The following is a 26,640-nucleotide window of genomic DNA, read 5'->3' on the forward strand; positions in this document are numbered from 1 at the left end:
AAAATGCTTTGGCTTCCGAAATAATACGTACAGGTTAACGGTATTTTGAATTTGGAGGCTCCATAGATTATAATTGTAGTATCACACTCATCTCTATTTTGAAAGGGGGCAACATTAGTGAGAAAGATTTTACTGGTAACACTTACTGTACTTTTCGTGTCGTTAGTTGCGTTTGCTAGTGACCCAGACACATTTGTAAGTCTCGGTATTGGTGAACCGGAAACTCTCGATCCGCTTCACTCTTATGATACGGCCAGTGGTGAGGTAATATTGAATCTGTATGACAACTTGATTCAGTACGACGGTGAGTCTGTTACTGACTACCTGCCGATGATTTCTACAGAAGTACCTTCTGTGGAGAACGGCCTGATCAATCCAGAGGGGACCGTATACACATTCCCGATAAGGGAAGGGGTCAAATTCCACACTGGAAACGTTCTTACTCCTGAGGACGTCAAGTATTCGTTCCATAGGTACATTCTTGGTGACCCATCTGGTGGACCTCAGTGGATGATCATCGAAGCTCTAACCGGTGGTGCTCACGCAAGCGTTGAAAGCTGGTTCGAAGCTTACTCAGGTATGCCATATTCAGAAGCAGTTGATGCCGACAAGAACGTCGTTTCTGATGAGGCAAGGCAGAAACTGATTTCCTTCTATGAGGAAGTTGTAAGCCCGAAGGTCAAGATAGAGGGAAACAGTGTTGTATTTACTCTTGATGCTCCTTGGGGTCCTTTCTTGAACACGATAGCTCATTTTGGTTCTTGGGCAGCTATAACTGATTCCAAGTGGGGAATCGAAAATGGAGCATGGGACGGCAAAGCAGACGGGTGGTGGAAGTGGCATGATCTCGAGCCGCAGGAGAGCCCGTACCATAATGCGGAAGCTGGTTCAGGACCATTCAAGCTTGTAGAATGGGACTCTGCAGAAATGAAAGTAATTCTAGAGAGATTTGACGACTACTGGGCAGGCCCTGCAGCGATCAAGAACGTCGTGATCTGGGGAATTGACGAATTCTCAACCAGAAAAGCGATATTTGAAGCAGGAGATGCAGATATTGCATACTTTGGCGCTCCATATCTAGATCAGGCTGAGGCTCTTGCAGCAGAGGGGAAAGCAGTTGTCACGAAGGGTTATCCGACAGCAAGTATTACTTCCCTTCACTTTAACTGGCTCGTTGCAGAGGGCAGTGAATACTTAGGCAGTGGAAAACTAGACGGGAACGGAGTGCCAAGAGATTTCTTCTCTGATATCCATGTTAGAAGAGGATTTGCCTACTGCTACGATGGAGCCACTTTTGTAGACGAGGTATTGAATGGCCTTGGAGAGCTTGTTCCATCTGACCTTCCCAAAGGTTTCCTCGGATATGACGAAACGCTACCCCTGCCGGAATTCAATCTCGCAAAGGCTGCTGAAGAATTCAAGAAGGCCTGGGGCGGAGAAGTCTGGGAGAAAGGTTTCAAGATTCAGCTTCTCTATAACACAGGTAACGATGCTAGACAGACTATTGCTGAGATGCTCGCTTACTTTGTGAACTCGATCAATCCGAAGTTCAAGGTTGAGCCGCTTGGTGTACAGTGGCCGACATATCTGGCGGCTCAGAGAAACGGTTTCCTTCCGTTGTTCACGATAGGCTGGTTGGCTGACTATCCAGACCCGCATAATTTCATTGCGACTTACTATGCAAGTTACGGTGTATACGCATCCAGACAGGGAGTTCCTTTCCAGGAATGGGCAGCTGAAAATGTTGATGCCGAAATAAGTGCAGCTGCTGTCTCTATTGACAACCAAGAGCGTATAAAGCTTTATAGAAGCATTCAGGAAAAGGTAATTGATGCCGCAATCGGTATCCCTCTGTATATGCCAACAGGTCTCAACGTTAGAGCACCTTGGGTTGAGGGCTGGTATCCTCATCTTGTAAGGTCTGGATTCTACTATTACCAGCTTTCCAAGAATCAGTAATTGAAATATCCCGTAGAGAGCCGGGTTTTTCTTGCCCGGCTCTTTTTTTGACTAGAGATATAGATTATAATAAACTATTGCCTTTGTTTTGAAGAAAGAGTGGTGATTTTCGGGTGACTGCTTACATAATCAGGAGACTTCTTCTACTGCCATTGATAATGATAGGTGTTACTCTGATTATTTTCTCTATGATCTGGGCCCTTGGCCCCGATAGGCTTCTTGCCTCTTACGTAAAGAGTCCTGAAGCTTTGAAGACTCCAGATGCGGCAGAGAGACTGATCAAGAAATACGGTCTTGATGAACCAATGCCTGTTCAATACTTGAAATGGCTTGGAAATATCCTACAAGGTGATTTTGGATACTCCATGGTTGGGAAAAAGGGAGTACTCCCGTCTATGCTTGAGCGATTCCCGTATACACTGGAGTTGACAATCTATGCAATTGTTCCTGTAATTCTTGTTGCAATATGGTTGGGAGTGATTTCTGCCGTTAATCAGAACAAATTTACAGATCAATTCATAAGGGTCTTTGCCCTTGTGGGTTGGTCTCTTCCTGATTTTGTTTTTGGGCTTTTGCTCCTTCTTGTCTTCTACTCAATTCTTGGTTGGTTTCCCCCGGGTATGGTAAGCACGGAGTTTGATCTGGTCATGAGATCAGATGAATGGAGAACAATAACAAGTATGCCAACATTTGATGCATTACTGAATGGGAGACTTGACATATTCATCGATGCATTGAGACACATTATACTTCCTGTCCTCACCCTTGCGTACCTTTGGTGGGCTTATCTACTAAGGATTACGCGTTCGAGCATGCTTGAAGTGCTGAGGAAGGACTATATACGGACGGCAAGAGCAAAAGGCGTGCCCGAAAGAACGGTTATCAAAAAGCATGCCAAGAGAAACGCTATGATTCCAGTCATTACGGTTGCTGGAGGATCGGTTATGGGGTTGTTGGGAGGAACAGTCTTTGTAGAGACGATCTTCTCCCGCGTCGGAATGGGAAGATTCCTTGCCGATGCAGCAAGTCTTCTGGATTACTGGTCGATTATAGGTGGAGCATTGTTCTTCTCCTTCATAATGGTTGTTGGAAACCTGATCGTAGACGTTTCTTACGCTCTGGTTGATCCCAGAATAAGGCTTGAATGAGGGGGAAAATGCAGATGCCGGCAAAGAGAAAGAGTGAATTTAGAAAGATCATGAAGAAATACTGGACAAACGGAACCGCGGTTCTTGGTACTTGTCTGTTGATCTTCTTCATAATCATTGCAATATTTGCCCCTCAGATAGCAGGCGTCAATGAGATGGGTGATAACTACCAGATTCCAAGAGCTTCCTGGTCATCAAAACCAATAGCGCCTTCTGCAGAACATCCCTTCGGAGTAATCGGTGGGAGGGATGTCTTCTACGGCGTAATCTGGGGGACTAGAACGGCTTTTAGACTGGGTTTGATAATTACCAGTATGGCTGCCCTTATTGGGGTGATTGTTGGCTCAATATCCGCGTATTTCGGAGGATGGGTTGACGAAATCCTAATGAGGATAACGGACATATTCTTGTCAATCCCCTTCCTCGTTGCAGCTATGGTAATGACTACGGTTTTGGGAAAGGGGCTAGATAAAGTCATAATCGCGCTGATAATCTTCGGCTGGATGAGCACTGCACGTCTCATTAGGGGAAACATTCTTCAAGCTAGAGAAGAACAATATGTTCTCGCTGCCAAGGCTCTGGGACAGAAAGATTGGAAGATCATTATTAAACATATCCTTCCCAACACGATTTTTCCAGTCGTTGTTCAGATGTCAATGAGAATTGGATCTTATGTCATAACTGCAGCAGGACTGAGCTTTCTAGGAGTTGGTGCAGAACCGGGTTATGCCGACTGGGGAACAATACTTTCTTATTCAAGGAACTGGATGACTATGCTCGACCAGTCGTGGTTTGCCATTGTTTTCCCTGGTACTGCCATGGTGCTCTTCGTTCTTGCGTGGAATCTTGTTGGAGATGCCCTTAGGGACATCTTTGACCCGAGAATGAGAAGCTGAGGAGGTTTGAGTCATGAATGAAAGGAAAGCACTGTTGCAGGTTGAGGATTTAAGAACTTATTTCCATACAGAAGATGGAATCGTGAAAGCCGTCGATGGAGTCACATTCGACGTCTTTCCGGGTGAGACTCTCGGAATAGTCGGAGAATCGGGTTGCGGAAAGAGCGTGACATCGCTCTCTATTATGAGACTTCTTGACGAAAAGGGTGAGATAGCAGGTGGCAAGATCATCTTCGACGGCGAAGACGTCATGGCAATTCCTGAATCGAAGATGATGAAGATCAGGGGAAACGAAATGGCCATGATCTTTCAGGAACCCATGACTGCTCTCAATCCAGTCTTTACAATAGGATTCCAGATCATGGAGGCGATTCTGCTTCATCAGGATGTAGATGAAAAGAAGGCCCGGCAAATGGCCATAGATATGCTCAAGAAAGTCGGGATTCCTGAACCGGAGAAAAGGATAGATGAATACCCTCATGAGCTTTCCGGAGGAATGCGCCAGAGAGCGATGATTGCAATGGCTTTGTCCTGCAATCCTAAACTGCTCTTTGCCGACGAACCTACCACGGCTCTGGATGTGACAATTCAGGCTCAGATTCTCGAGCTGATGAAGTCTTTACAAGATCAATATGGCATGGCACTCGTGATGATTACTCACGATCTCGGGGTAATAGCCGAGATGGCTCAGAGAGTGGTGGTTATGTATGCGGGAAAGGTCGTTGAATACGCCGATGTACACACTTTGTTCAAAAATCCAAGGCATCCTTACACATGGGGGCTTATGAACGCGATTCCCAGGCTGGATGAGGACAAAGAGGTTCTCTATAATATTCCCGGTGTAGTCCCCGACCCTCTAGATTTTCCCGATGGATGCAGATTCAACACAAGATGTCCTCTCGCAACGGAAAAATGTCGAAAGGAAGAACCACCGTTGGTTGAGATAGAAAATGATCATACAGCTGCCTGCTGGCACATAGATAAACTTATCGAAACGATCAAAGTGGCAAGGGCAGGTGAGAGCGCATGAGCAACGATAACAAAAGCAAACTTCTCCTCAGAACGGATAATTTAGTGAAGTACTTTCCGGTGAAGGCAGGTGTTTTTAGAAGAGTCGTTGCTCAGGTCAAAGCTGTCGATGACGTAAGCTTCAGTGTTTACGAAAAGGAGACTCTTGGACTGGTCGGTGAATCCGGCTGCGGAAAAACCACAGCCGGTATGACTGTTCTCAGGCTTTACGAGCCGACTTCGGGAAGAATAATTGTGGGCGACGAAGACACTACCCATTTCTTTATGCCTTCTCTCAAAGCCAGAAAGTATATTAAGCAAACTTACATCGAGAAGTTTTCTGACCTTAAAGAGAAGTCGGGATCGGTCGAAGGCGCTATCAGCTCCATCGAAGACGGCTTTGACAAAAAAATGGCAGAGAAGTACTTCAAAGAATTCAACGAGGACGCCGGGGAATTCATAAAGAGTCTTCTGGGAAATAGAGAGGAAAAGAGAAAAGCATTCAGAAGAGATGCTCAGATAATTTTCCAGGATCCCTTCTCTTCATTAAATCCCAGGATGAGAGTCAAGAATATTATTGGCGAGGGTGCGAGAATTCACGGACTCGCTACCGGCAGAGATGTTATGGACAAAGTGGCCGACATAATGACAAAAGTCGGTCTGTCAAAGGATCATATGTCTAGATTCCCTCACGAGTTCAGCGGTGGTCAGAGGCAACGTATAGGCGTTGCCAGAGCTCTCATTTTGAATCCCAGGCTCATTGTCTGTGACGAAGCCGTCTCGGCTCTCGACGTATCGATTCAGGCTCAGATTCTTAATCTCCTCAGCGATCTGCAAAAGGATTTTGGCCTCACGTATCTCTTCATTGCCCACGACCTCGGTGTCGTGAAGCATGTAAGCAAACGAGTGGCCGTCATGTATCTTGGGAAAATAGCCGAACTTGCAGACAAAAAGAAGCTTTTCGATAACCCACTTCATCCTTATACTGTCTCTCTAATGTCGGCAATTCCAGAGGCCAACCCCGAGAAAAAGAAGCAGAGAATTCTTCTTGAAGGGGATGTGCCAAGTCCCATAAACCCGCCAACCGGTTGCAGATTCCATCCGAGATGTCCAATTGCAAAGGATATCTGCTCCAAAGAAGAGCCTAAGCTGCAAGATATTGGCGGAGGTCATTACGTTTCCTGCTTCTTCCCAGGAGAACTGAAAAGAGGGTTTTAAGACTATATAATTCCGCCGATTCCGTTTATTATTATCTGGACATCGGCGGGATGTCTCTTTTGGATCTTTTCGAGGAATCCGCAATCACTATCTGAAGGAAGTTTTATCGTTATCTTCATTCTGTAGGAGTTTTTAAGCTTCGAAAGCACTGGTGTGAGAGGGCCGAAGACCTCTATTGTATCGAGTCTTTCTGCTTTGACTTCACTTAGAATCCTCTCTGCCAGCTCACCGCTCTTGTCTTCCGTATCACCGTAGCATATGATTTCTGCGATCTTAGCGAATGGCGGATTGTTTAGCTCCTTCCTGAGAGCTATCTCATCTTTGTAGAAGGCTTCGTAGTCTCTCTCGAATGCTGCTTTGATTATCCTGTTCTTCGGGTTGAAACTCTGAATGAAGGCTTTCCCTATGCCGGCTCTGCCGGAGCGTCCGCTGACTTGAGATATGTGCTGGAATGCAGTTTCGGGACTGTCGTAACTCGGGAAACTCATCAGCCTGTCTGCATCGACCACGAGAACCATCTCAACATCTGGAAAGTCAAGGCCTTTGGTGATCATCTTGGTTCCAACGATTATCTGAGACTCCTTCTTTGAGATCTCAAGAAGGGCTTTTTCATAAGCCACTGGGTTATCGATAGTCTCCCTGTCCATCCGCATAATCTTCGCTGAAGGAAAGTATTTTTGAAGATCGTGTTCGACTCTCTCTGTTCCAAAGCCCCTTGCAGAAAGCGTCATTGATCCGCAGCTGGGACAGGTTTTTGGAATAGGCTCCTTATAACCGCAGTAGTGACACTTCAGTGAATTGTCGGCCTTATGGTAGGTCATTGAAACCGAACAGTGTGGACAGGTAATCGTATTTCCGCACGTAAAGCAAACAACGTAATTTGAATAGCCCTTTCTATGAACGAAGACGAAGACCTGCTTCTCTGCCGAAATAGTTTTCTTGATCTCTTCAAGAGCCCTCTTGCTGATTATGGGATTCTTTTCTTCCTTCATATCGATAAGCTCAATTATTGGGAAGGAACCGACGGGTCTTTCGGTAAGGCTGAGAAGAATCAGTTTTCCAGATTCCGTCAAGTGATAGTGACTCACTCTTGGAGTTGCCGAGCCAAGAATTATGGGAACATTCAACAGCTCGGCCTTCTTCATAGCGGCTTCGACTCCATCATAGTAAGGCACGCTCTGCTGATAGAAACTTGTGTCATGCTCTTCGTCAACGACTATTAGACCGGTGTTCTTCATCGGTACCCAAAGTGAACTTCTAGTACCGACAAGGATGTCAACATTTCCTTCAACTGCGTCTAGCCATATTTGCTGTCTCAAGCCTTTAGCCATATAGCTGTGGTATTGTCTTACATCTCTGCCTGGAAAAGCACCTCTTATTCTCGCGAGAAGCTGTGGTGTTAGAGAGATTTCAGGGACGAGATATAGGACTTGTCTGCCCTTATTCAACAAGTACTCCATAACTTTAAAATAGACTTCAGTTTTTCCCGTCCCGGTAAGTCCATGGAGCAGAAAGGCTTTCGATCCGCTCTCCATTATGCTCTTGTAGACCTCTTTCTGCTTACCGTTAAGTTCCGTCACTGCGGGAATCACCCAGTGAGAATCGTCTTCTTCCGTCTCCTCTTCAGTTAGAATTCCCTTAGAAATCAAGGTTTCAATCGGACTTCTGCTTTTGAGCTGCAGCTTTTTTTCAAGTTCGGAAACTTCGGCAGATTCAACGGAAAGAAGATAGTCGACTATCGTTTGCCAGAGTGGAGTAAGGTTCTGCTTCAAAAGGTCTGTTTTCAAAGAGAGCGATATGCGTCTAATTTTGCGTTTTTTCGGAGTTCTCCTTTCGAAGCTATGCATGATCTTGACGTCACGCAATGAAAGAAGCTCTGTAAGTTTTTCCTCTCCATATTGCTTAATAAACTTATCTTTCTTGGTTGGAGAGAATCCCAGCTCGTCGGAAAGCGGCACGACAAAGTCATCTACAGATAGGAGTTTTCCAGGCGGGAAGAAGAGATCGAAGACCTTTCCAGGAGGCGCGATATATTCTTTCATGACGAACTCCGCCAGTTCGAGATCCTTAGATGAGAGAAATGGCCTACCGTCCAATCTCTTGTTTATACTCTTTATCCTGTATCTCCCAGTCTTACCTTCCAGCGATACAACATAACCCACAATGTTGCGTCCCGAAAAGTTCACTTCAACCCTTTCTCCAGGTTCGACTGGAGAATCAGTCATATAAGTATATGTGTCATATAGTGGGGAATTCGATATCGCAACCTGGATAAGCACTGGTTAAGAGTCCTCCTCGTTGTATATGACTCTCGATAATAGGTCGGAGCATCTCGATCTGCTTTCGGGATATTTGAAAAGGCTTGCGTAGAATCTAACGGCTGCAAAATCCCTTTCTAGCTGAGCCTCTAAAAGATCTGCATCTATTTTCATTTCCTTCTTCAATGCTCCATCTACGACCTTTCTCCATAGAGAAGCCGTAGTTATTATTGGAATCTTCATTGAGTGCTTGATGTTCGAAAGATGATTTCTTCCCTTTTCATTGAAGCCCAGTACTCGAATGTATTGGGGGCCGAATTCGTTGCTTTTTCTTATAAGATTATCGGTGAATCTGAAGACGGGATAATACATAAGTCTTCTTATTCTGGACAGAGTAAACCGCTTCGACTTGACGCAGTGGAGAAACTCTTCAAGGCTTCCTGAAAGGGAACACTCTTGAAATCTCGCATCCAGGCCTTCAACGAATCCGTAATAGCTACTGTAATCGTCCCTTGACAAAAGTCTGTAAAATGAGATGAAAAACGATTCTACGTCCTCCTTGAATACAGGACCTCTTCCGCTTCTGATTTCCCGCAAGATTATGTCAAACGACTCTTTGGGGATAGCTTGAGAAGAGCTTTCAATGTTGCCTTTCTGAATGAGTTTTCTTATTGCCGTTGCCGATGAGAACTTGCCTCTGTGTTCTTCATCCGTATAAGAAGAGCCCACTCTCTTGATCGAGAGAGGTGCGATCTTGCTGCCAATCTCGTTAATTGCCCTTAGATATTCGACGCCAAGGATATTGTTGGACGAACCAATCTCTTCTATTCTGTGAGAAAGATTTTTATCTTCAATATGTATGAAATCCCTGAGAGCGTACTTCCTTGCGTTGGGGAACGAGTGGCCCTTCTTCAAATGCTTTTTAAGTAGATCTCTATAGTATTCCGGTTCTTCGATTAGGATTTTCGAAACTTTTTTCAGCAGTTCCGTATCATCTGTTTCGCTGCCGAAAACTATGTCCGTCACTCCAATGTGGTCAAGAGTCCAGATAGCTCCCGTGGCAAATCCACCAGCATCCTGCAAAGAATAGACCACAGGAAGCTCAACAACGAGATCGATACCCTGCTTTAGGGCTGCTTCCGCTCTTGCAAACTTCTCGACGATGGCCGGTTCGCCTCGCTGGACGAAGTTTCCGCTCATCACCGCAACGGTCACGTCGGGCTTCACAAGGTCCTTTGACTTCTCGAGGTGGTAGAGATGTCCATAGTGAAAGGGGTTGTATTCAACTACGAGACCGAGTACTTTCATATATGAACCTCCCATATACAGCGCTCGCCGGCAGCAATTCTATTCAACTACATGTTCTGCAAGCTGCAAGCTTCAAGAAGGACTACCGACTCCATCAAGAGTATGAACTCCAAAAGTTCTTACCCGTCCTTCGAGCAAAGCCCAGATCCCGGATCAAGTCCGGGATGACAGTGTTAGGTAATTACGAGTACGTTACATTCCATCATGCTGAATCAGTAGCCGTCCTTTGTCCTTCGTCCAGCATCATGGACCCGCCCCTCGAAAGAGCCGCTGCACGCTTAAGAGCAAAAACCCGCTAATCGCTGCACGTCCAAGTTCTCGGTTCTTTGTCGAGGATTCCGTCATGCTGAACTTGTTTCAGCATCTCGATCCAAAGATTCGCTGCACGCTTAAGAACAAAAACCCGCTAGTCGCTGCACGTCCAAGTTTTCGGTTCTTTGTCGAGGATTCCGTCATGCTGAACTTGTTTCAGCATCCCGGCGGGCCTTACGAAAACATCACATCGCGTCATTCTGAACTTGATTCAGAATCTCGCTCTCTTGTTGATGTCAGTAACGAGCTTACTTCATCGCCATTTAGAAAAAGGTCTTCTTCTTACAACTTGCATTTTGGAACTTGCAACCGTTCTTTTCTGAGGACGGAGAACCGCTTAACGATCAACCAGTTTCTCTTGTTCTTTCGAACTCCCTACCTGCTACCACGGACCACGGTCTTCAAGAACCCAGATCCCGGATCAAGTCCGGGATGACAATGTCTCGTGATTGCGATAACGTCACATCCTGTCATTCTGAACTTGATTCAGAATCTCGCTCTCTTGTTGATGTCAGTAACGAGCTTACTTCATCGCCATTTAGAAAAAGGTCTTCTTCTTACAACTTGCATCTTGGAACTTGCAACCGTTCTTTTCTGAGGACGGAGAAACGCTTAACGATCAACCAGTTTCTCTTGTTCTTTCGAACTCCCTACCTGCTACCACGGACCACGGTCTTCAAGAACCCAGATCCCGGATCAAGTTCGGGATGACAATGTCTCGTGATTGCGATAACGTCACATCCTGTCATGCTGAACTTGTTTCAGCATCTTGCTCTCTCTTTTCGTAGAACTTTTCAACTGACAGCGATTTCCCTGTTCTTACTGCCACGGACCACCGACCTCTAACCTCGTTCCCCTCCGCTGCCTTCACAAGTCTATTTGACTATCACTCCGTACAAAGGTCCAGCCGATACCCGTTCTATTCTGATCTTAACAGGTTGACCGATCAGATCAGCTTCGGCCTCGTAAATTACTATCTTGTTGTTCATTGTTCTTCCGTAGATTTTGCCATTCCCTTTTACCTTGCCTTCTCCAATGACATCGATTGTTTCATTAAGATACTTTTCGTTCTCTTCCCTATTAATGTGTTTCTGAATTGCAAGGAGATCGTTTAATCTTCTCGTCTTAACTTCTTGAGGCACATCATCTTTCATCTTCTTTGCAGAGAGGGTGCCTTCTCTTGGCGAATACATAGCGAGATTGACGCGCTCAAACCTAACTTCCTTTACTAGCGACACTGTCTCTTCGTACTCTTTTTCAGTCTCTCCGGGAAACCCGATAATCAAATCAGTACTGAGAGTAGCTCCTTGAATCCTATTCTTAACCCTGCCTAGTAGGTCTAGATAGTATTCCCTAGTGTAACCTCTGTTCATGTCTTTCAAAATTCTGTTGCTTCCAGATTGAACCGGTAAATGAATCGCACGAGACACTTTTTCCGAGGATGCTATCACATCTATTAGTTCGTCACTGAAATCCCTGGGATAAGATGTCAAGAACCAGATTCTCTCAATCCCGTTTATCTCAATAGTCTCTCTAATCAGTTTTGCAAGGGAAGAACCATCTTCAAGATCCTTTCCATACGAGTCCACATTTTGTCCGAGATAGGTGATTTCTCTGTAACCATTTACGGCAAGTTCTCTCGCTTCCGAAAGTATATCATCCATATTTCTGCTCTTTTCCCTGCCTCTGGTGTAGGGTACTATGCAGTATGAGCAGAACTTGTTGCATCCAAATATTATGGTTATCCATGCGTGATGCGCGCTTGTCCTGATTCTAGGAGTGGTTGAATCGAGTTCGTCGATAAAATCACCCATCTCAATGAATCTCTCACCTGACTCCGCTCTGCCGAGCAGTTCATCTACTCTAGTGATTGCACGAGTCCCAAATACAAAGTCAACCTCTTTGTGAGTGAGTAACTCTATCGCATTCTTTTCCGCTACACATCCACAGACACCTACGAGAAGTCTTCCTTTCCGCTTCTTCACTGCTTTCAACTGCCCGAGTTTGCCGTATAACTTGTCTTCGGACTTTGCCCTAACTGCGCAAGTATTTACGATGACGGCGTCAGCCTCTTCCTCACTGGCAGCAATTTCGTGACCGGCTTTCGATAGAACGCCCATCATTGCCTCTGTATCGTTGATATTCATCTGACATCCAAAGGTTCTAAAGGCTACTTTCAAAAGATCACTCCTATTCCGATATCATTGCTCAGCTAAATTGTACCTCATTAGTCGGGGACGAGTAACCACGTTGTGTTACCATTCTAATAGGAAGAATTCACTGTCAGCATGGATCATAAATGCTGTCCAAGAGTTAGAAGAGATGAGAAATTCGGCGAGTGCTATTGGAGGTGCAACATGTTTTCAGAAGCTTTTAGAATTGCAAGCCAGTTTACAAGACCGGTAGTGGTACTTACGCGGAATGGAGCGGGAGAGGTCGTCGCAAATTGCGGATCATTCATTGTGTTGAACAGAGAAGGATGGATAGTGACAATGGCGCACCTATGGCATTCTTATTTCATGTTCAAGCAACAGCACAACCAGAATAACATAGAGCCTGCGAAAAGAATCGAGAATCATTCATTCTGGTGGGGTGGAGATGGAAAGGTCCTCAAGGAGATCAGGCCATTTCCTGAGGATGACCTGGTAATCGGAAGACTTGAACCATTTGATCCGGATGAGATAGTTGAGTACCCTGCTTTTGTGACACAAGATGAAATGAAGATTGGGACAAGTCTTTGCAGGGTGGGATACCCCTTTTCCAGAATTCGTGCTTCCTTTGATGAAAAGAACTCTAGATTCATCATGGATGGCAAGAGTCTGCCCTCACTTTACCCAATCGATGGAATTTACACCAGAACAGTTGAAGCACCGGCTTTCAAAGGGGCTAAAAATATGACGAAGTTCATCGAGACTTCTTCTCCCGGCCTTCTCGGTCAAAGTGGAGGTCCCATATTAGATACGAAAGGAAGAGTGTGGGGCATCCAAAGCAGAACGGTGCATCTGCCACTCGGTTTCAGTCCGAAGGTGAGAAGAGACGGTCGTGAAATCGAAGAAAACCAGTTCTTGAATGCCGGTTGGGGAGTTCATGCGGAAAGGATAAGAAGAGTTTTGCTTTCTATCGGGTAAGATTCGATGGATGTCGAGGATATTACGAAATACAGGAGAGAAACTCCTTCTTGGGAGGCGCGGGAGTGACTCTTTTACATTCAGCAAGGCAATGTAGAGAGGTATCTCTACTCACTTAGCATCGATTTTTCAATTCATGAGAAAGGTTTCATTACCGGTCGGGCAAGGACAGTGTTCAGCCTGCTCCTCATCTTTGAGGCAATGCAAAATTGCAAAACGCTGAAGATTGCGATATGCTCCTTTGAATCAGGATAGTCAGACTTGTATCTTGCCTCAGTTGGACTAATGCTTCGATAAGACAGTATCGAAACTCCTTCTTACGATCGAATATCGCTTATCTTTAGATGGGTTCGCCTTGTGCAGAATGGACATTTAGAAGTGTGAATGGCAGTGTGACGGCGCTATTGAAGACAAATGATCAAAATTCTTTCCGATAATCCTCCCTCCAAGAAACAACGGGGCGCAATCCTCGATGCAATGTATTTGGAAACAAGATTCCTTCGCTGGAGAAACTGTTTTCAGTTAAAAGAAAAAGCAAAATTGGTGTTGGTTGCTTAGCTCAAGTTCTTAGACATCTGAACTACATAATAGCTTTCCATCTGATTTGTTGTCAGAACAATCAATAGTTCGTTGAAGAAATCAAAGGCTGTCTTTCGCAAGTGATCATTTGAATATAACGATTTGCAGTTATTTGTTGGCAAAACCCGATTGCTTTTTGCAATGTTATACCCTTGTTAAGATGCAGTAAATATAACCAATTAGACGAAATTCGATCTGGAATAAAAAATCATTCGTACGTTCTACTAAAAATTATTAATTCCTATGATCCGTTAAATAATGTTTATTTTACTTAGAATGTATGGAAATATATCGAATTTCGTATTCTTAAAAACTAATCGTATGATTACATCATAAGAATATATCAAATAGATAATACTTATGAATGAATCGTATATAATATTCCTGTACACCCGGTTTTTCACAAACCGTCCGGAGGAGATCTTATGAGGAGATACAGGAATACAATTCTAATAAGCGTTTTACTTTTCATAGCCTTGATCTTCAGCAGTTGCGTTCCCAGATTGAACCTATTCACTGTGGAGGTTGTTTCGGAGCCGGATGCAATTTCGGTTGCCCTTCTAAAAGACATCGAACAGGCGAATTATGAAGCTTCAGATGTCCAGAAAACCCCGCTAGTTCTTAACCTTAAACCCCAGGAGACTGTAGTCGTCAAAGTTATAGAAGAAGAACCACTTGAAGAAACTGAGGTTATACATGTTTTCGATGGCTGGGCCGACGAATCTAAGGCGAATCCAAGAGCAATTACGGCCGATTCGAATAAGAAACTGGAAATCAAGACAGTGAAGAATGTTAGGGTCTCTATATCAACGAGTCCCAGAAATCTTGTCGAAATCGCGGGAAGCGGTTTTTATCCAGTTGATACGGAGCTTGACTTGACCGCACCTGCTGAGGTTGGAGATTATCACTTCTCTTACTGGAATATTGATGGAAGTAGAGAATACAGTCAGGAGCTCTCTTTGAAACTCGATGGACCAACAAAGATTGAAGCTGTCTATGAGAACAGACCTCTAAGAAGTTTCGAGATTGATTCACAACCCTCCGGACTGAATATGAGTGTGGATGGCCAGGAAATTCTCACCCCCTACACTATCAAGTTAGAAGACGGGGAATCACACACAGTTGCCTTTCTTCCTCAGGAAAGGGATCTTAGTAACCTCGTTAACGGTACAGACACTAGATACTTCTTCAAATCCTGGAGCGATGGTGGTACAAGTAATCCCCGTACGGTATTGCTGAATACCGATCTGTCTTTGAATGCAATTACTGGAATTGAATATCTCACTGTGACTTCAACCGTTCCAGAAGGAATAGGTAAGTTTTCTAGTGCAGCCTGGAAGACGGCTGGTTCTTCAGTCTCTTTTGTTGCTCCCGAAGTCCCGGGCTACATCTTTTCACACTGGGAAATCGATGGCGAAGCTGTACTGACGGAGGAGCTTTCTGTGATTGTTGATTCACCAAAGAGTGTTGTTGCTAACTACAGCCTTGTAGGACATGAGCTTTCTTTAGATACCGACCCGTCGGGACTGGAAATTCTGATAAACGATAAGACTTTTACTTCGCCCGCTTCTCTGTCTGGCAGTTATGGTGACCTTTTTACTGTCGAAATACCTGAACCTCAAACAAGAGATGAATCGGAGTTCGTTATAGGAATAGACGCGCGTTACACATTTGGCAGATGGAACGATTCGATAGAGACTAACAAGAGAACGATAAAGCTCGACTCAGACAAGTCATATACGTCGACAATGGAAATCGAATACCTCGTTGAAACGGATACAATGCCCGAAGGACTTTCAGAAATCCCAGGGGCAGGATGGAAAGCCAAAGGCTCTTTTATTTCTTACGAGTCAAGTGATTTAATCGAATATACTTTTTCACACTGGGAAGTTAACGGAGAACGTGTAGACGGAGAGATTCTTGATCTGGTGGTTGAGAGACCAATGAAGATCATAGCTGTCTACAAAAACAAGAAAGAATCGACTCTTGAGATAGCGTCCAATCCCGAAGGTCTCGTGTTTAGCCTTAACAGCGAAGTCTATTCCGCTCCGAAGAGTTTTGTCTTCGAAAGCGGAACCTCCATCGGGGTTTCCTTCCCAGCTTCACAGGAGAAAGACAACAGTGAACAGGTATCGGGAAATGATACAAGATTCCTTTTCTCAAAATGGGCAGATGGATTGGCTGAAAATACCAGAACTTTTGAATTAACCGAAGATACCAGACTCGAAGCCACAGCGAATACGGAGTATCTAGTGGAGGTGTCATCGGAAACCGCTCAAATCGCAGGAACTGGTTGGTATAGGAAGGGCTACTCTCTTAATATAACTGCGCCGGAGGTTTCGGGATATAGATTTGTTTCCTGGAGTGTTAATGGGACCAAAGCAGTCGGAAATCCCTTATCAGTAACCGTTGATTCTCCTAAGAAAATTGTTGCAGTATACGAAGAAGCAGTTGTTAGCAACAAGACTCTGACTGTTTCAACTACCCCTGAAGGACTGCTTGTCAAGATTGATGGCAACCAAATGGTTTCGCCATACCAGATCACTGCCGCAGAAGGATCCTCACACGCAATATCCACGATTACTCCTCAAGAGAAGGACATTTCAACACAGATTGTTGGGAACGATGTCAGATATGACTTCTCCGGGTGGAATGACGGAAGTACTGTAACTACAAGAACTATAGAACTGAACTCCAACCTTTCTTTCGTTGCAGCTTTCGGCAAAGAATTCAAACTCGAGGCAGTGACCCAACCCTTCGGTATTGTTCAGATTGGTGGCGCAGGATGGTATCGCGATGGCGAGAAAGTTGTATTGAATGTTGTGGCAGTGGAAGGCTACAACTTCCTTCACTGGTCGGTGAACGGAGTGAAGGCAGGAGAGAGCTCAACTCTGGAGTTCATCATTGATGAGCCGACGGTAGCACAGGCAGTTTACAATTCACTTCCAACGATTTCCCTTGAAGATCGAGAGGTTTCCAAAGGCGGAGTATTGGAGTTGCTGCTAAGCGAACATTCGGCAGATGCGGATGGTGATACGCTCTCTTACTCGCTATTATCCGGCCCTGGAAGTATTTCAGGCGGAATCTATTCAGTTGACACGAGTGAACTGAATGCGGGAGTTCACGAGATCACAATAGAGGTTAGCGATGGCAGAGGCGGGTATGCAGCGGATGGATTTACGATAACTGTGACAGAGCAGAACAACCCGCCAGCCGTTCCGGGTTCACCATCGCCCGCAAGTGGTTCTGTCGATCAGGAGTTATCCATAGAGCTTTCCTGGACTTGTTCAGATTCAGACGGCGATGCTCTTGTCTTTGACATTTATTTCGGTTCTTCTTCAAGTCCAGAAAAAGTTGCATCAGATATCGTAGCCAATAACTGGCAGTCTGGGGACCTCAGTGAAGGGGTCACATACTACTGGAAGATCGTTGCAAAGGACAGTAAGGGAGCTACTTCCGAAAGCTCTGTATGGAGCTTCTCGACGAAGAATTCCCTTCCTGCTGACGGGGTCGACAAGGTAGGGCCCGTTTACTTGGGCAATTTATTGCTTATAAGCAACGAAAACCCAGATTGCTATTCTTACGAAAATACGGGTTCCCTGTCTGAGGATTTCGTTCAAACAGCATCTTTACCGGACGCCCTTCCTTTGGAAGCTTATGCTATGAATCCAATCCTTCCGGAGCCGGACGGTTTGACACTTGATAAACTCGTAAAACTCGGGGACAATTTTGAGATTGCAGCGGTTGGAAGCACATCGGAATTCTGGGTCTATAACTTCAAGACTAATACCACCGAGAAACTAACTGCAACTCTTCAGTATTCTGGATCTAAGTCTGAGATTTGGGTTGAGAATACAGAAGAGATAGGTCAGCAACAAGCCCAGCAGCTTGGTAGCGAGTTTGACGATAGTATATATCCACTTATTGCTAATTACTTCTACACTCCTTCAGATCTTGACGGAAACGGTAAAGTGAAGATCCTTTGCTTCGATATACAAGATAATTTTGAGACGACTGGCTCGTATTATGCCGGTTACTTTAGCTCGGGTGACCTGTTCAATCATTCAATATCTAACATGGGTGAACTTTTCTATATTGATACTTATCCATCAATGCACTATCCTAAGACAAACCCAATTGATGTTTCCAGGGCTTTCTCCACAATTGCACATGAGTTTCAACACATGGTGAACTACAACAGAAATGTTCTTGTTGAAAAGGGTTCCACAATGCCAACATGGTTAAATGAAGGGTTATCTTTGGCTGCTGAACATCTTTACTCTGGTGTTCTTTCCAGAAGGATCTCGTACTTCAATAGTTCTCCTAGGATCCGAGACGGACACTCAGTTCTGTATTGGGGTGACAATGGAGATACTCTATCCAGCTATGCTTTATCATATATCTTCCTTCAATACATAAGAGCTCAGGCAGGCAATGATGCAATATTCAGAGATATTCTTCTTAGCAATGACAATTCATCAAATGTCATCGTTTCTGCGTTAACTAAGTATGGTGTCACGAAATCCTTAGGCGAAATTCTTACTGATTTCAGGATTGCTCTGGTTCTCAAAAACGGCTCAGGACCCTATGGCTTCCGAGGCGACGGTGATTTCAACTCAATAGCGGTTCAGTTCTATTCTGGAGGATCAAAGGATCTCAGAGGGGGAAGTGCTGTTTACAAGTCAATCAATCCAAGTTTTACCGATCCGGGTAATTCAGGAAGCTCAATACAGTATGTAGGAATATGCAATTGATCGAATAGCCATTTCCTGTTTCTGGAAGCAAAAAGCCCTCCGTGGGGAGGGTTTTTGAGCTATAAAGGTCATAGTATGCAGCTGCTATTCTAGTACTTCTACATCCAGATGAATCGCAAAGTATCTTGCCGGACTAACAGAAACGACCAGATCAGTGCCTTTGTAGGAGAAGTGACCTCCTTCTGGCCTTTCTGTCGGTAGCTCGCCTTCAGCATATCCCTGAATCTTCACAGCCTCATCTGTATTCTGCAGACGCATATTAGGCCCAAGGACTATTATCAACTTTCCGTTCTTGTAAGTTACTGACGCTCCGGCGACCTTCTTATTGCCCGCGTAAATATCCTGAATGGCGGGACCGTTTGTATCGAAGTAGTACCACCATGGCTTTTCGCCGCGTTCATAGTTTCCACCCCAGGCAGTCTCTTCTCCCCAGGTTTCGGGGTTGGTAGGAGTCAACTTTATTTCAACTACTGCTTTGTCCCAAAGCTCGTCTGTTTTGGTTACTACTAGAGTTGCCGTGTTTTCAATATAGAACTCTTCCTGACAATCTAAAACGGTTTCTAGGATCAGATTCTGATTGTTTGAACTTTGGGCCTCTATTAGGACTACGTCTCCGCAACCAGGAATAAACGAGTGATCGGCGGTACTAATTATTGATTCAACGAGAGACTTATCTTTTCTTGGAACACCGGGGTCGAACTTAGTCCTCCATGAGCTCCAGTCCAGATAACCTTCCATTATCGCCCATATTGCGATCTGAATATGCCTGTAGTCGGCTCCGGAGTAATCTCCATCTCTATAGGTGTTGAGAATGTAGTTGATCTTAGCCATTTCTGAATCTGGCGCTCCTCCGTCGTAGATATCGACTATCGTGTAAGGGCCTTCAATACCTGAGGTATTTACCTCAATACACCAGCCAGGGTAAGTGCCTTCCATATCGCCAGAAACCGTTGCACTCAAATAGGCGCCGAGATCACCGACTTCGTAAGAAACATCATCTACTGTGCCGTTGTAAGAGAATTTCCTAAGCGTTATAGAGAACTGAACAATTGTGGTATTCGTCAGCTCCATTGGGAAAGAAAGCAGTTCGGGATCTGTATCCACAATCTGGAATCCGTCCGAAATGTAAGTGAATTCATCATCCAAGGTTGCTGTTGCGTTTGTCGTTTCACTGGAGGTTACGTTAAGCGATGAACTGTAGAAGTCATCGGCAGTGTTTGCCGGGGCATCGGCCGAAGCTACCACTGTTATCTTGTGTTCCGCGAAAACATCAACCGGAGTGAAGACTGAAGGTCCGAAGTTGGTAACGGTAGACGATCCAGATGCCAGATTCCCAAGAGAGACTTGTGGAAGCGTCTCAATAGTGATCCAGTTAGTGCCATTGTAGTATTGGAGTTCTATGAGCAGTTTCACATTCTTAGCTTCACTCAGGCCGCTATTGGTAACCGTTACTGACCCTTGATAAGAATGCTTACTAACATCTGATTCAAGTGTCCTCGTTGCCGTTATTGTGTAGTCGATTTCCTTTTCAAACTCAGTTACGTAGTAGGTTATTGAAGTTGGATGAACCTGCTTATCTATCTCCCACGCATATACCTTGCTGTTATTCCAGAAGAATTCAGCAGCAACTTCTGCACTGAGCTTGACTGTTTCAGGAACTATTATAGTTACTTCTTCATCGTCACTGTCTAACCCATCTTTAGAATCTTCACCATGGATAACGACCGTGTTGTCAAGCGGGTATTCTCCAGGAGCGGCTCCGGTGTTGGTCGCTACAACTGTGTAGCTTGCACTCCAGCTATTTGTGGAAGAATTCCAATCGCTGCCTTCTATAATGTTGGTCCAGATGTTTGACATATCTGTCCAGCTTTGTGGGAATCCTAACTCTATCCCAGCCGGAATACCACTGTCGTCGAATTCATCTTCGACGAAGGCGTCCTTGTCAATCTCCGTTAGGTTTGGATTAGCAGGCAGTGCTGGATTACTTGTGTGGGTATCACTCGCTCCATCTGTTGCTGTTGCAACAAGTGTGAATGGTGCACTGTATAATGTCGGGTCAAACGTAAAGCTGTACGGGAATTTCTCATATGTGCCGACGGCCAGCGTAGTAATTGAACCAGTGTAAGAATCAATCTCATTGTCGTCTGCGTCCTTCAAGACAATCTCTACATTTATGTTCGTGAGGTCAATATCGCCTGTATTAGTTACGGTTGCCAGGCCTGTAAGGGTAGCCACGTTCGTCTCTTCAGAGACTGTCCTTGTGGCAAGCAGAGTATATAAGAAGGTACCGTCTTCTCCTTCCTCAAGTTCGACACTCTCGGGATCTACGCTCTTGTCTATCTCCCAGCTGTATACCTTTTCTTTGTCCCATTCCATATCATGTTCGTTCTCTATCTTTAGATTTGGATTATCTATGGAAGGCTGCGGAACTGTTACTATCAAACGTGCATCATCTGAATGCCCCGTCTTGCTGTCTTTCTCAGTGAGTGTAGCATTGTTTGTCAAGAAATAAGTGCCTTGATCCGCTCCGATATTTTCTATCCTAATGCTGTAAACGTATTTAGTGTTGGTACTTATATCTGTGGGCCAAGAGGGGTGACTCACAATATCAGTTATGCTAAAACCGGTTACCGAATTTCCGATTACATCTTCGATATTGTCCAAAAGATCATCTACATTTGCTTCTTCATCGTACTTCTTTGTGATGTTTGGATAATGAGGTCCCGAATGATCACTCGTGTCCTGCGTGGGGAAAGGGCCATCTGCTTTGACATAAGCGGTGACCCTGTAGAACTTGCCTTCTATCGGTGTAAAACCAGGTATTGAGAAAGGATATGTATGTTCTTCACCACTAGAGAAAGAGTTCTTGGAAGAAGTGTCAACCGAGACTGTAGCTCCTTCTGTACTCCAATCGCTACCATTAATACTTGATTCAAGCTGCACATGGATTTTCAGGTTATCAGCCGTAGTAATTCCCGTGCTGGTAAACAAGACTTCCACCTCTCCGGTTAGGCTATGAACATCAGAGCCTGAAGCGACGGGAGTCTCAAGCCTTGTGGCGGAAAGTGTATAGACAAATGTCTGAGAAGCTCCTTGAGTAAGCGTCACGCTACCAGGAAGAACACGCTTTTCGAGCTCCCAATCATACTCAATTTCCCTGTTCCATACAATTTCGTGCGTTGTGGTGGCTTGAAGGGTTCCTGAATCCTCACTTCCCCCAATCACGATAATCTGCACTATGGCATCGTCAACTCTCTCATCTTTTGTGTCTGATTCGGTAAGAGTTGCCGTGTTTGTCAACCAGTATTCTCCTGCCTGAAGCTGCTCAATGCTTCTAATAGTTACGAAATATGTCTTCGTAGCCAGTGAGGTGTCGGCAATATTCCATGGCCAACCCGCACTAGAATGATTCAAAACTTCAAAACCCGTAGGAGGAAACGGTTGATCTTCAACTGTGGCATTAGCATCCAAAGGTTGCATTTCAGCGGGTTTGGGCATCAAGAAAGTCTCATACACAAATGTTGTAGGGAAATTATCCGAAGTTATCTTCATCGATACCCTAAAATAATCTCCTTCATTACCACTGAATGAAAAAGAAAAGGGAACACTTTTGTATCCAGGATCAATGTCCCCGAGGCTTCTCTTTTTCGGGCTGCCGATATCCTGCCATGTCGCCCCAACCGACTTCTGTAGCTGCAGTTCCACCTGAACGTTCTTGGCAGTTGCATCGCCTGAATTAAGAACGCCGGCTGAACCAGAGATTGAAAAAGTTGTGCCTTCCTTGAGAGGCAGCCTCTTTGCCTCAAGAATGTATTCAATCTGCTTCTCAGTTCCACTGCTCGAGGGGAAATTGGGAACTACTGTTGGACTTGCCGTTTTCGTAAGTATCCAGTCATATTCTCCTGATTTGCTTCCCTTAGCATCTCCATCGATGAATCCATTCAGCCAGGGATCTTTCTGCCCGTTCTCGTTGAAATAGGTAACTTGGAACTTGCATACTCCATGTTCATATTTGAAAAGTTTGGAACTGAAGACGTTTTCCTCCACTTCCTTTTCCAGAAAAAGATGAACTGCAAAGTAAAAAACCGTTGTGTCTTCTTGAATGAAAGACTCTAAACTCTTTCTGTAAGTAAAATTAGCCGACTTGGGATTGACAATTACGTGATCATCAAGATCATCCTTTTCAAGTTCACCATCACCGTTTTTGTCCAGTCCTTGCACGCTCAGTGAATAACCAAGCCACAGTTCCGTTAACATCCAGTCACTCTCGAAAGTGTGATTTACAACCAACTCTTTTGTATCATAGTCAACCCAGTAAGTCATCTTACCAATGAACTCACCGTCAACTTCTACAAACGAATCTGGAGCTCGAATGAAGAAAACATATTCTCCAGAATCTTCCTGAGTCAAGAAAATGATTTCTTGCGTGTGTTCCACAATTCCAAGATCTATAACCTCTACTTTCTTCTGAGGCTGAAAACAACTACTCAAGAACACCGCCAAAAGTAAAATTGCCGTTGAGAACAAAAAAAGCCTTTTCATTACAACACCTCCCTAAGAAACGAAAACCCACCCCAAAAATGACAAGCTAATCGGTCGATCAAAGTTATCTAGTCTCATTCTATATCATTGGGGGAAGAAAATCATACGAACGATACACTTTAATAGGTAATTTTACAGTTACTCAAAGATGAATGGGACATTAAGATCATTTTGATTTGAAAAACACGTCCTTTTCTCGGTAAAATGAGGTAATGGTTACTTTTAGCGCCACACAGTGCCATCTATGCAATTTGCGAGTAGTCCTCAATGAGATGATCGGTGAGAAAAGAATAACGGTTAATCGCACACATCGTCAGCATGTAATAAACAATCGATGGACATAATCTAATACTACAATATGAACATGTGACTTTGTGATAGATTGCATAAGCTGATTTCAGCTCAGTATAGAAGATTGTTGACTTAATGATGGAGAACATTATAGCGATTTCCCGTTATCGAACCGCAGAATGTTGGCATCGTTTTTGTCAGTCTTAGTGTGTTATTTCACGTTATTCAGCGAATGAAAGAGGCAAGTATCTTAGCTAATTCTCAATGAATAATAGTGAGATTCTAGAGAAGCTTTCATCGAGCGGAATAAATACCGAAAAGGGCAATATCAATCAAACTAGATCCAACTGAATCGTCATTATCGAAGTCGCAAAGAGTTGAAAGCATATCCCAGGTTTCGTCACCATACTTAGTGAAGTACTTCTCGAAGAAGACTTGATGATCAGACCCATCGAATAGTCCATCATTGTTGACATCTGCAGGATTGGTTCTACTGTCGATGAAACTCTCCATAAGACTACCGTCAGAATACTCAACGGTTAGAAACGCGCTCTCAAGAATCGATGCCTTTGAGTTCCCACTAGACAAAATGGTAACAACTGCTCCTGGTAAGAATTCATCCGATTCAACAGAAAGCAGTGAAAGCTTTATCTGAACGCCGTCGGCAGAGCTAGCTATTTTTCTTCGAGTTTCATCAAACCTTTCGCTGACTATGATTTCATCAATCTGGACACCGTCCAGTTCGAATAACAGCTGAATGGATGCGATTGGTGTTTCAGTTTCGATAAGCTTGAGAGCCAAAATTCCATTTCCGTTTCCACTAATAACCGTATCGAACAACACGAAATCCGTCTTCCTTGAGCCCAAATCAAAGTGGATCTCATTGTCGCGATGGGAAATCGATGAAAGCTCTAGCCCACTTAGAGATTCATCATACCAGTTTGAGTTAGGGGTTGTTTCTGAGCCGAATGATACGTTATTTGATGAACCAGGATAAGGGTCGCCGTCGTCTCCCCTGTTCTCGCGCGATGAGGGATCCATCAGGTCATCCCTTCCGTCGGCTTGAAGCAGATAGACCTGCTTGCGCTCTCCGCTATTCCCGTAAACGTCATCGTCGATATGATATATGAGGAGACCTTCTCCCGGGAGGGCGTAGTCAAAACCGAATTTCGTTCTATTTTCGATGAGGAAGTATTCCTCCGGTCTGCCAATATTAGAGAACTTAAGAAGCCTGCCGCCGATCTTCACATCTTCGAGAAAGAAATCTCCAGAAAGTCTAGAAATCTCTAGCGGTTCAAACCAGCCCAGTTTCGCCTTGGACCAAGCCGAGAAGTGGGCGGGCATATCCCCCGGTCTATCAACATAGTTCCAGCAACCGTAAGCCATCATTCCCCAGTATCCGATTCCCCACGTTGCCCCGGAATAGTCATAGAGGTCTGGCAGGCCAAAAAGATGACCTGTCTCATGTGCCATTACCCCAATTGTCGCAATTCCTTTAACGGGATCTCCCCCATTCTCCCTCGGCCAGTCAACCCTCTCCGGCTGAATTGTGAAGAGATCTGCGGTTACTCCATCATTCGTCTCGTAATCGAACAATCTCGACTGAAAAGACCAGATATCTAGCTGATCTCCAGAGAGTTCTCTCCCCATTCCCTCGTGAATAACGATTATCATATCGACAACCCCATCATCATTATTGTCATAAAGGGAGAAGTCGATATCCTTGTCGGCTTTTGAAATAGCTTCCCTCACGAGTTCGAATTCATTTTGTGAATAATAGGCCTTTGATTTATCGGCAGTGTACCAGCCGTATACTTCTCCTGACAGATCAACTGAACCGTTAGACACTTCACTATAATAGTCTCTCATAGAACCAAAAGGAGCGAGCTCAGGGTATGATGAGAAGATTATCTCTTCAAAGTCTTTTACATGATAAGTATGGGGGTAGTCGGGGTAGTCAATCAGTATCACCGGTATCTTGATAGTCCCTTCTGTAGACACCGCGGCGTCTCGGGATTCAGTAGTGCTCTGTGTACTAAACTTCAGTGATTCGAGAAGCTGCCGGGGTTCAAACGAGGGAATGCCAATAGGCTGGTCTATCCCTTTCAGGAGATCTGAGCTCTGTATCTCACCGTCGACAACGACACCATAATGCCAGAAACGGCTCTGAGGATCTTGCTTAAGAGGTCTTCCGTATAGATCCAGGATAAAGTTTCGATACTCATCGCCATACTGTATGAATTCGATTCGAGTGCCGTCAGGTTGATAAGCTGTAATCACTCCACCGAAACTGGGCGCTCCAATGAGAACCGCCGAAAAAAGAACAGTGGCGATCATGCATAGAAGGGTGAATCTGCCGATCATCTGACGGCCACCTCAAGAGTTGCTGAAAGTGTATTAATATTCACAGTCGATAGATCATTATCCAGAGCGTAATTCGAAATGATACTCAAACTGCCGTTCTCACTGGCGCTAAATATAATTTCAATAAAAAAATCCTTTCTGACTTCCTCCTGCTCATCGTAAGGGAAAGCCCCGTGAATAATTACCATTGACTGGATATGGCTTCCAGCAATCAAGGTCAAGCAATCCAGATTTGATTCTACGTCCGTTATCTCGACTCCTCCAGAGGCTTCTAACACTATTTCGAAAACATAGATCCTTTCAAAATTCTTTGCAATTAATCTGGTTGAAGAACTTGAACCTTCTTGGACTGTGATAATCGATCTCTCAAAAGCTAATTCAGCTTCTTCCGACGGCTTCTTTATAAACCAGCACCCGGACGTCAGCAGCAGAAGCGCAGTTAAGAGGACGAAAAGGCGAAAAACATTATTGAATTTCTTTAAGTATTTGCTCACAAATGACTCACTACGCATAAGGTAATTATACATTACTAGATAAGGTTACCCCGATCACCGTAAAAGAAAGAGTGTGAAGGACCTGGTATGGCAAGTAACAAGTAACAAGTAATAAGATGCGTATTAAGCTAATCCTGTTGCGATTCTTATGTGAATTTGCTTTATCGTAGATCGTGAATTCCAAATTGAAGGGACTTCAGTTGAATCCTTTAATAATATTCGTACGACTTGGTAAAACCAAATGAGAACGAATCACGTGCCGGCCAGCGCAGAAGATTGTGATTGACGGATGGGAGATTGTCATTAGTTAAAGGCCAAATCAAGCTCTCCTTGGTGTATAATAATTCTCATGAAGGTTATTCGAAGCGATGATTTGCTCTT

Annotated in this window: 13 protein-coding genes; 7 read left to right on the forward strand and 6 right to left on the reverse strand. The window is 44.5% G+C overall.

Translation table 11 applies throughout. The features are described from left to right. The first annotated feature begins 117 nt into the window (after nt 1-117). From Y696_RS01325 to Y696_RS01345, 5 genes are all read left to right on the forward strand, one after another. Nucleotides 118-1,959: an ABC transporter substrate-binding protein gene (locus tag Y696_RS01325; protein ID WP_121509636.1), complete on the forward strand. Its 1,842-nt coding sequence runs from the start codon at nt 118-120 to the stop codon at nt 1,957-1,959. A gap of 113 nt (nt 1,960-2,072) precedes the next feature. Further along, complete coding sequence (locus Y696_RS01330; RefSeq protein WP_006491453.1) at nt 2,073-3,107, forward strand: ABC transporter permease; 1,035 nt, start codon at nt 2,073-2,075, stop codon at nt 3,105-3,107. Between the two features lie 14 nt (nt 3,108-3,121). After that, the gene (locus tag Y696_RS01335; protein ID WP_014730110.1) at nt 3,122-4,003 is read left to right on the forward strand and encodes an ABC transporter permease; all 882 of its coding nucleotides are present in this window, start codon (nt 3,122-3,124) and stop codon (nt 4,001-4,003) included. 13 nt (nt 4,004-4,016) lie between these two features. After that, a complete protein-coding gene (locus Y696_RS01340; RefSeq protein ID WP_014730111.1) occupies nt 4,017-5,033 on the forward strand; it encodes an ABC transporter ATP-binding protein in 1,017 nt (338 codons plus the stop codon). Beyond that, a complete protein-coding gene (locus Y696_RS01345; RefSeq protein WP_006491456.1) occupies nt 5,030-6,229 on the forward strand; it encodes an ABC transporter ATP-binding protein in 1,200 nt (399 codons plus the stop codon). The genes Y696_RS01340 and Y696_RS01345 overlap by 4 nt, the downstream gene beginning before the upstream one ends. A 2-nt stretch (nt 6,230-6,231) precedes the next feature. Here the strand turns inward: Y696_RS01345 and priA are convergent, their stop codons facing one another. The 3 genes from priA to miaB form a co-directional block, all read right to left on the reverse strand. After that, nucleotides 6,232-8,508 carry a primosomal protein N' gene (priA, locus tag Y696_RS01350; RefSeq protein WP_121509637.1) on the reverse strand — a complete coding sequence of 759 codons (2,277 nt, stop codon included), beginning with the start codon at nt 8,506-8,508 and terminating at the stop codon, nt 6,232-6,234. A 3-nt stretch (nt 8,509-8,511) separates the two neighbouring features. Further along, entirely contained in the window at nt 8,512-9,795 is a 1,284-nt protein-coding gene (locus Y696_RS01355; protein WP_121509638.1) for a nucleotidyltransferase, read from the reverse strand. A 1,187-nt stretch (nt 9,796-10,982) separates the two neighbouring features. Beyond that, on the reverse strand, nt 10,983-12,287 hold the full coding sequence (gene miaB, locus Y696_RS01370) for a tRNA (N6-isopentenyl adenosine(37)-C2)-methylthiotransferase MiaB (RefSeq protein ID WP_121509641.1): 1,305 nt from the start codon (nt 12,285-12,287) through the stop codon (nt 10,983-10,985). A gap of 177 nt (nt 12,288-12,464) precedes the next feature. Between miaB and Y696_RS01375 the strand changes: the two genes are divergently transcribed. After that, nucleotides 12,465-13,235, forward strand: a complete 771-nt coding sequence (locus Y696_RS01375) for a serine protease (protein ID WP_121509642.1) — start codon at nt 12,465-12,467, stop codon at nt 13,233-13,235. Between the two features lie 1,004 nt (nt 13,236-14,239). Continuing rightward, on the forward strand, nt 14,240-18,568 hold the full coding sequence (locus tag Y696_RS01380; protein ID WP_121509643.1) for an InlB B-repeat-containing protein: 4,329 nt from the start codon (nt 14,240-14,242) through the stop codon (nt 18,566-18,568). Nucleotides 18,569-18,652: 84 nt separating this feature from the next. Here the strand turns inward: Y696_RS01380 and Y696_RS01385 are convergent, their stop codons facing one another. The 3 genes from Y696_RS01385 to Y696_RS01395 all read right to left on the reverse strand — a co-directional run bounded on the left by Y696_RS01385 (nt 18,653) and on the right by Y696_RS01395 (nt 26,259). Beyond that, nucleotides 18,653-23,110 carry an FxLYD domain-containing protein gene (locus tag Y696_RS01385; protein WP_121509644.1) on the reverse strand — a complete coding sequence of 1,486 codons (4,458 nt, stop codon included), beginning with the start codon at nt 23,108-23,110 and terminating at the stop codon, nt 18,653-18,655. Between the two features lie 585 nt (nt 23,111-23,695). After that, nucleotides 23,696-25,765 (reverse strand): M6 family metalloprotease domain-containing protein, encoded by a 2,070-nt coding sequence (locus Y696_RS01390; protein WP_121509645.1) that lies wholly within the window; start codon nt 25,763-25,765, stop codon nt 23,696-23,698. Then, complete coding sequence (locus Y696_RS01395) at nt 25,762-26,259, reverse strand: hypothetical protein (protein WP_121509646.1); 498 nt, start codon at nt 26,257-26,259, stop codon at nt 25,762-25,764. Before Y696_RS01395 ends, Y696_RS01390 begins: the two co-directional genes overlap by 4 nt. Nucleotides 26,260-26,640: the final 381 nt, after the last annotated feature.

Source organism: Mesotoga sp. H07pep.5.4 (genome assembly GCF_003664935.1).
Taxonomy (GTDB): domain Bacteria; phylum Thermotogota; class Thermotogae; order Petrotogales; family Kosmotogaceae; genus Mesotoga; species Mesotoga prima.

Bases quoted from the DNA above. Each gene is read 5' to 3' on its own strand.
- Y696_RS01335 (WP_014730110.1), top strand. From the start codon at position 3,122: ATGCCGGCAAAGAGAAAGAGTGAATTTAGAAAGATCATGAAGAAATAC.
- Y696_RS01340 (WP_014730111.1), top strand. From the start codon at position 4,017: ATGAATGAAAGGAAAGCACTGTTGCAGGTTGAGGATTTAAGAACTTAT.
- Y696_RS01345 (WP_006491456.1), top strand. From the start codon at position 5,030: ATGAGCAACGATAACAAAAGCAAACTTCTCCTCAGAACGGATAATTTA.
- Y696_RS01355 (WP_121509638.1), bottom strand. From the start codon at position 9,795: ATGAAAGTACTCGGTCTCGTAGTTGAATACAACCCCTTTCACTATGGA.
- Y696_RS01375 (WP_121509642.1), top strand. From the start codon at position 12,465: ATGTTTTCAGAAGCTTTTAGAATTGCAAGCCAGTTTACAAGACCGGTA.
- Y696_RS01380 (WP_121509643.1), top strand. From the start codon at position 14,240: ATGAGGAGATACAGGAATACAATTCTAATAAGCGTTTTACTTTTCATA.
- Y696_RS01385 (WP_121509644.1), bottom strand. From the start codon at position 23,110: ATGAAAAGGCTTTTTTTGTTCTCAACGGCAATTTTACTTTTGGCGGTG.
- Y696_RS01390 (WP_121509645.1), bottom strand. From the start codon at position 25,765: ATGATCGGCAGATTCACCCTTCTATGCATGATCGCCACTGTTCTTTTT.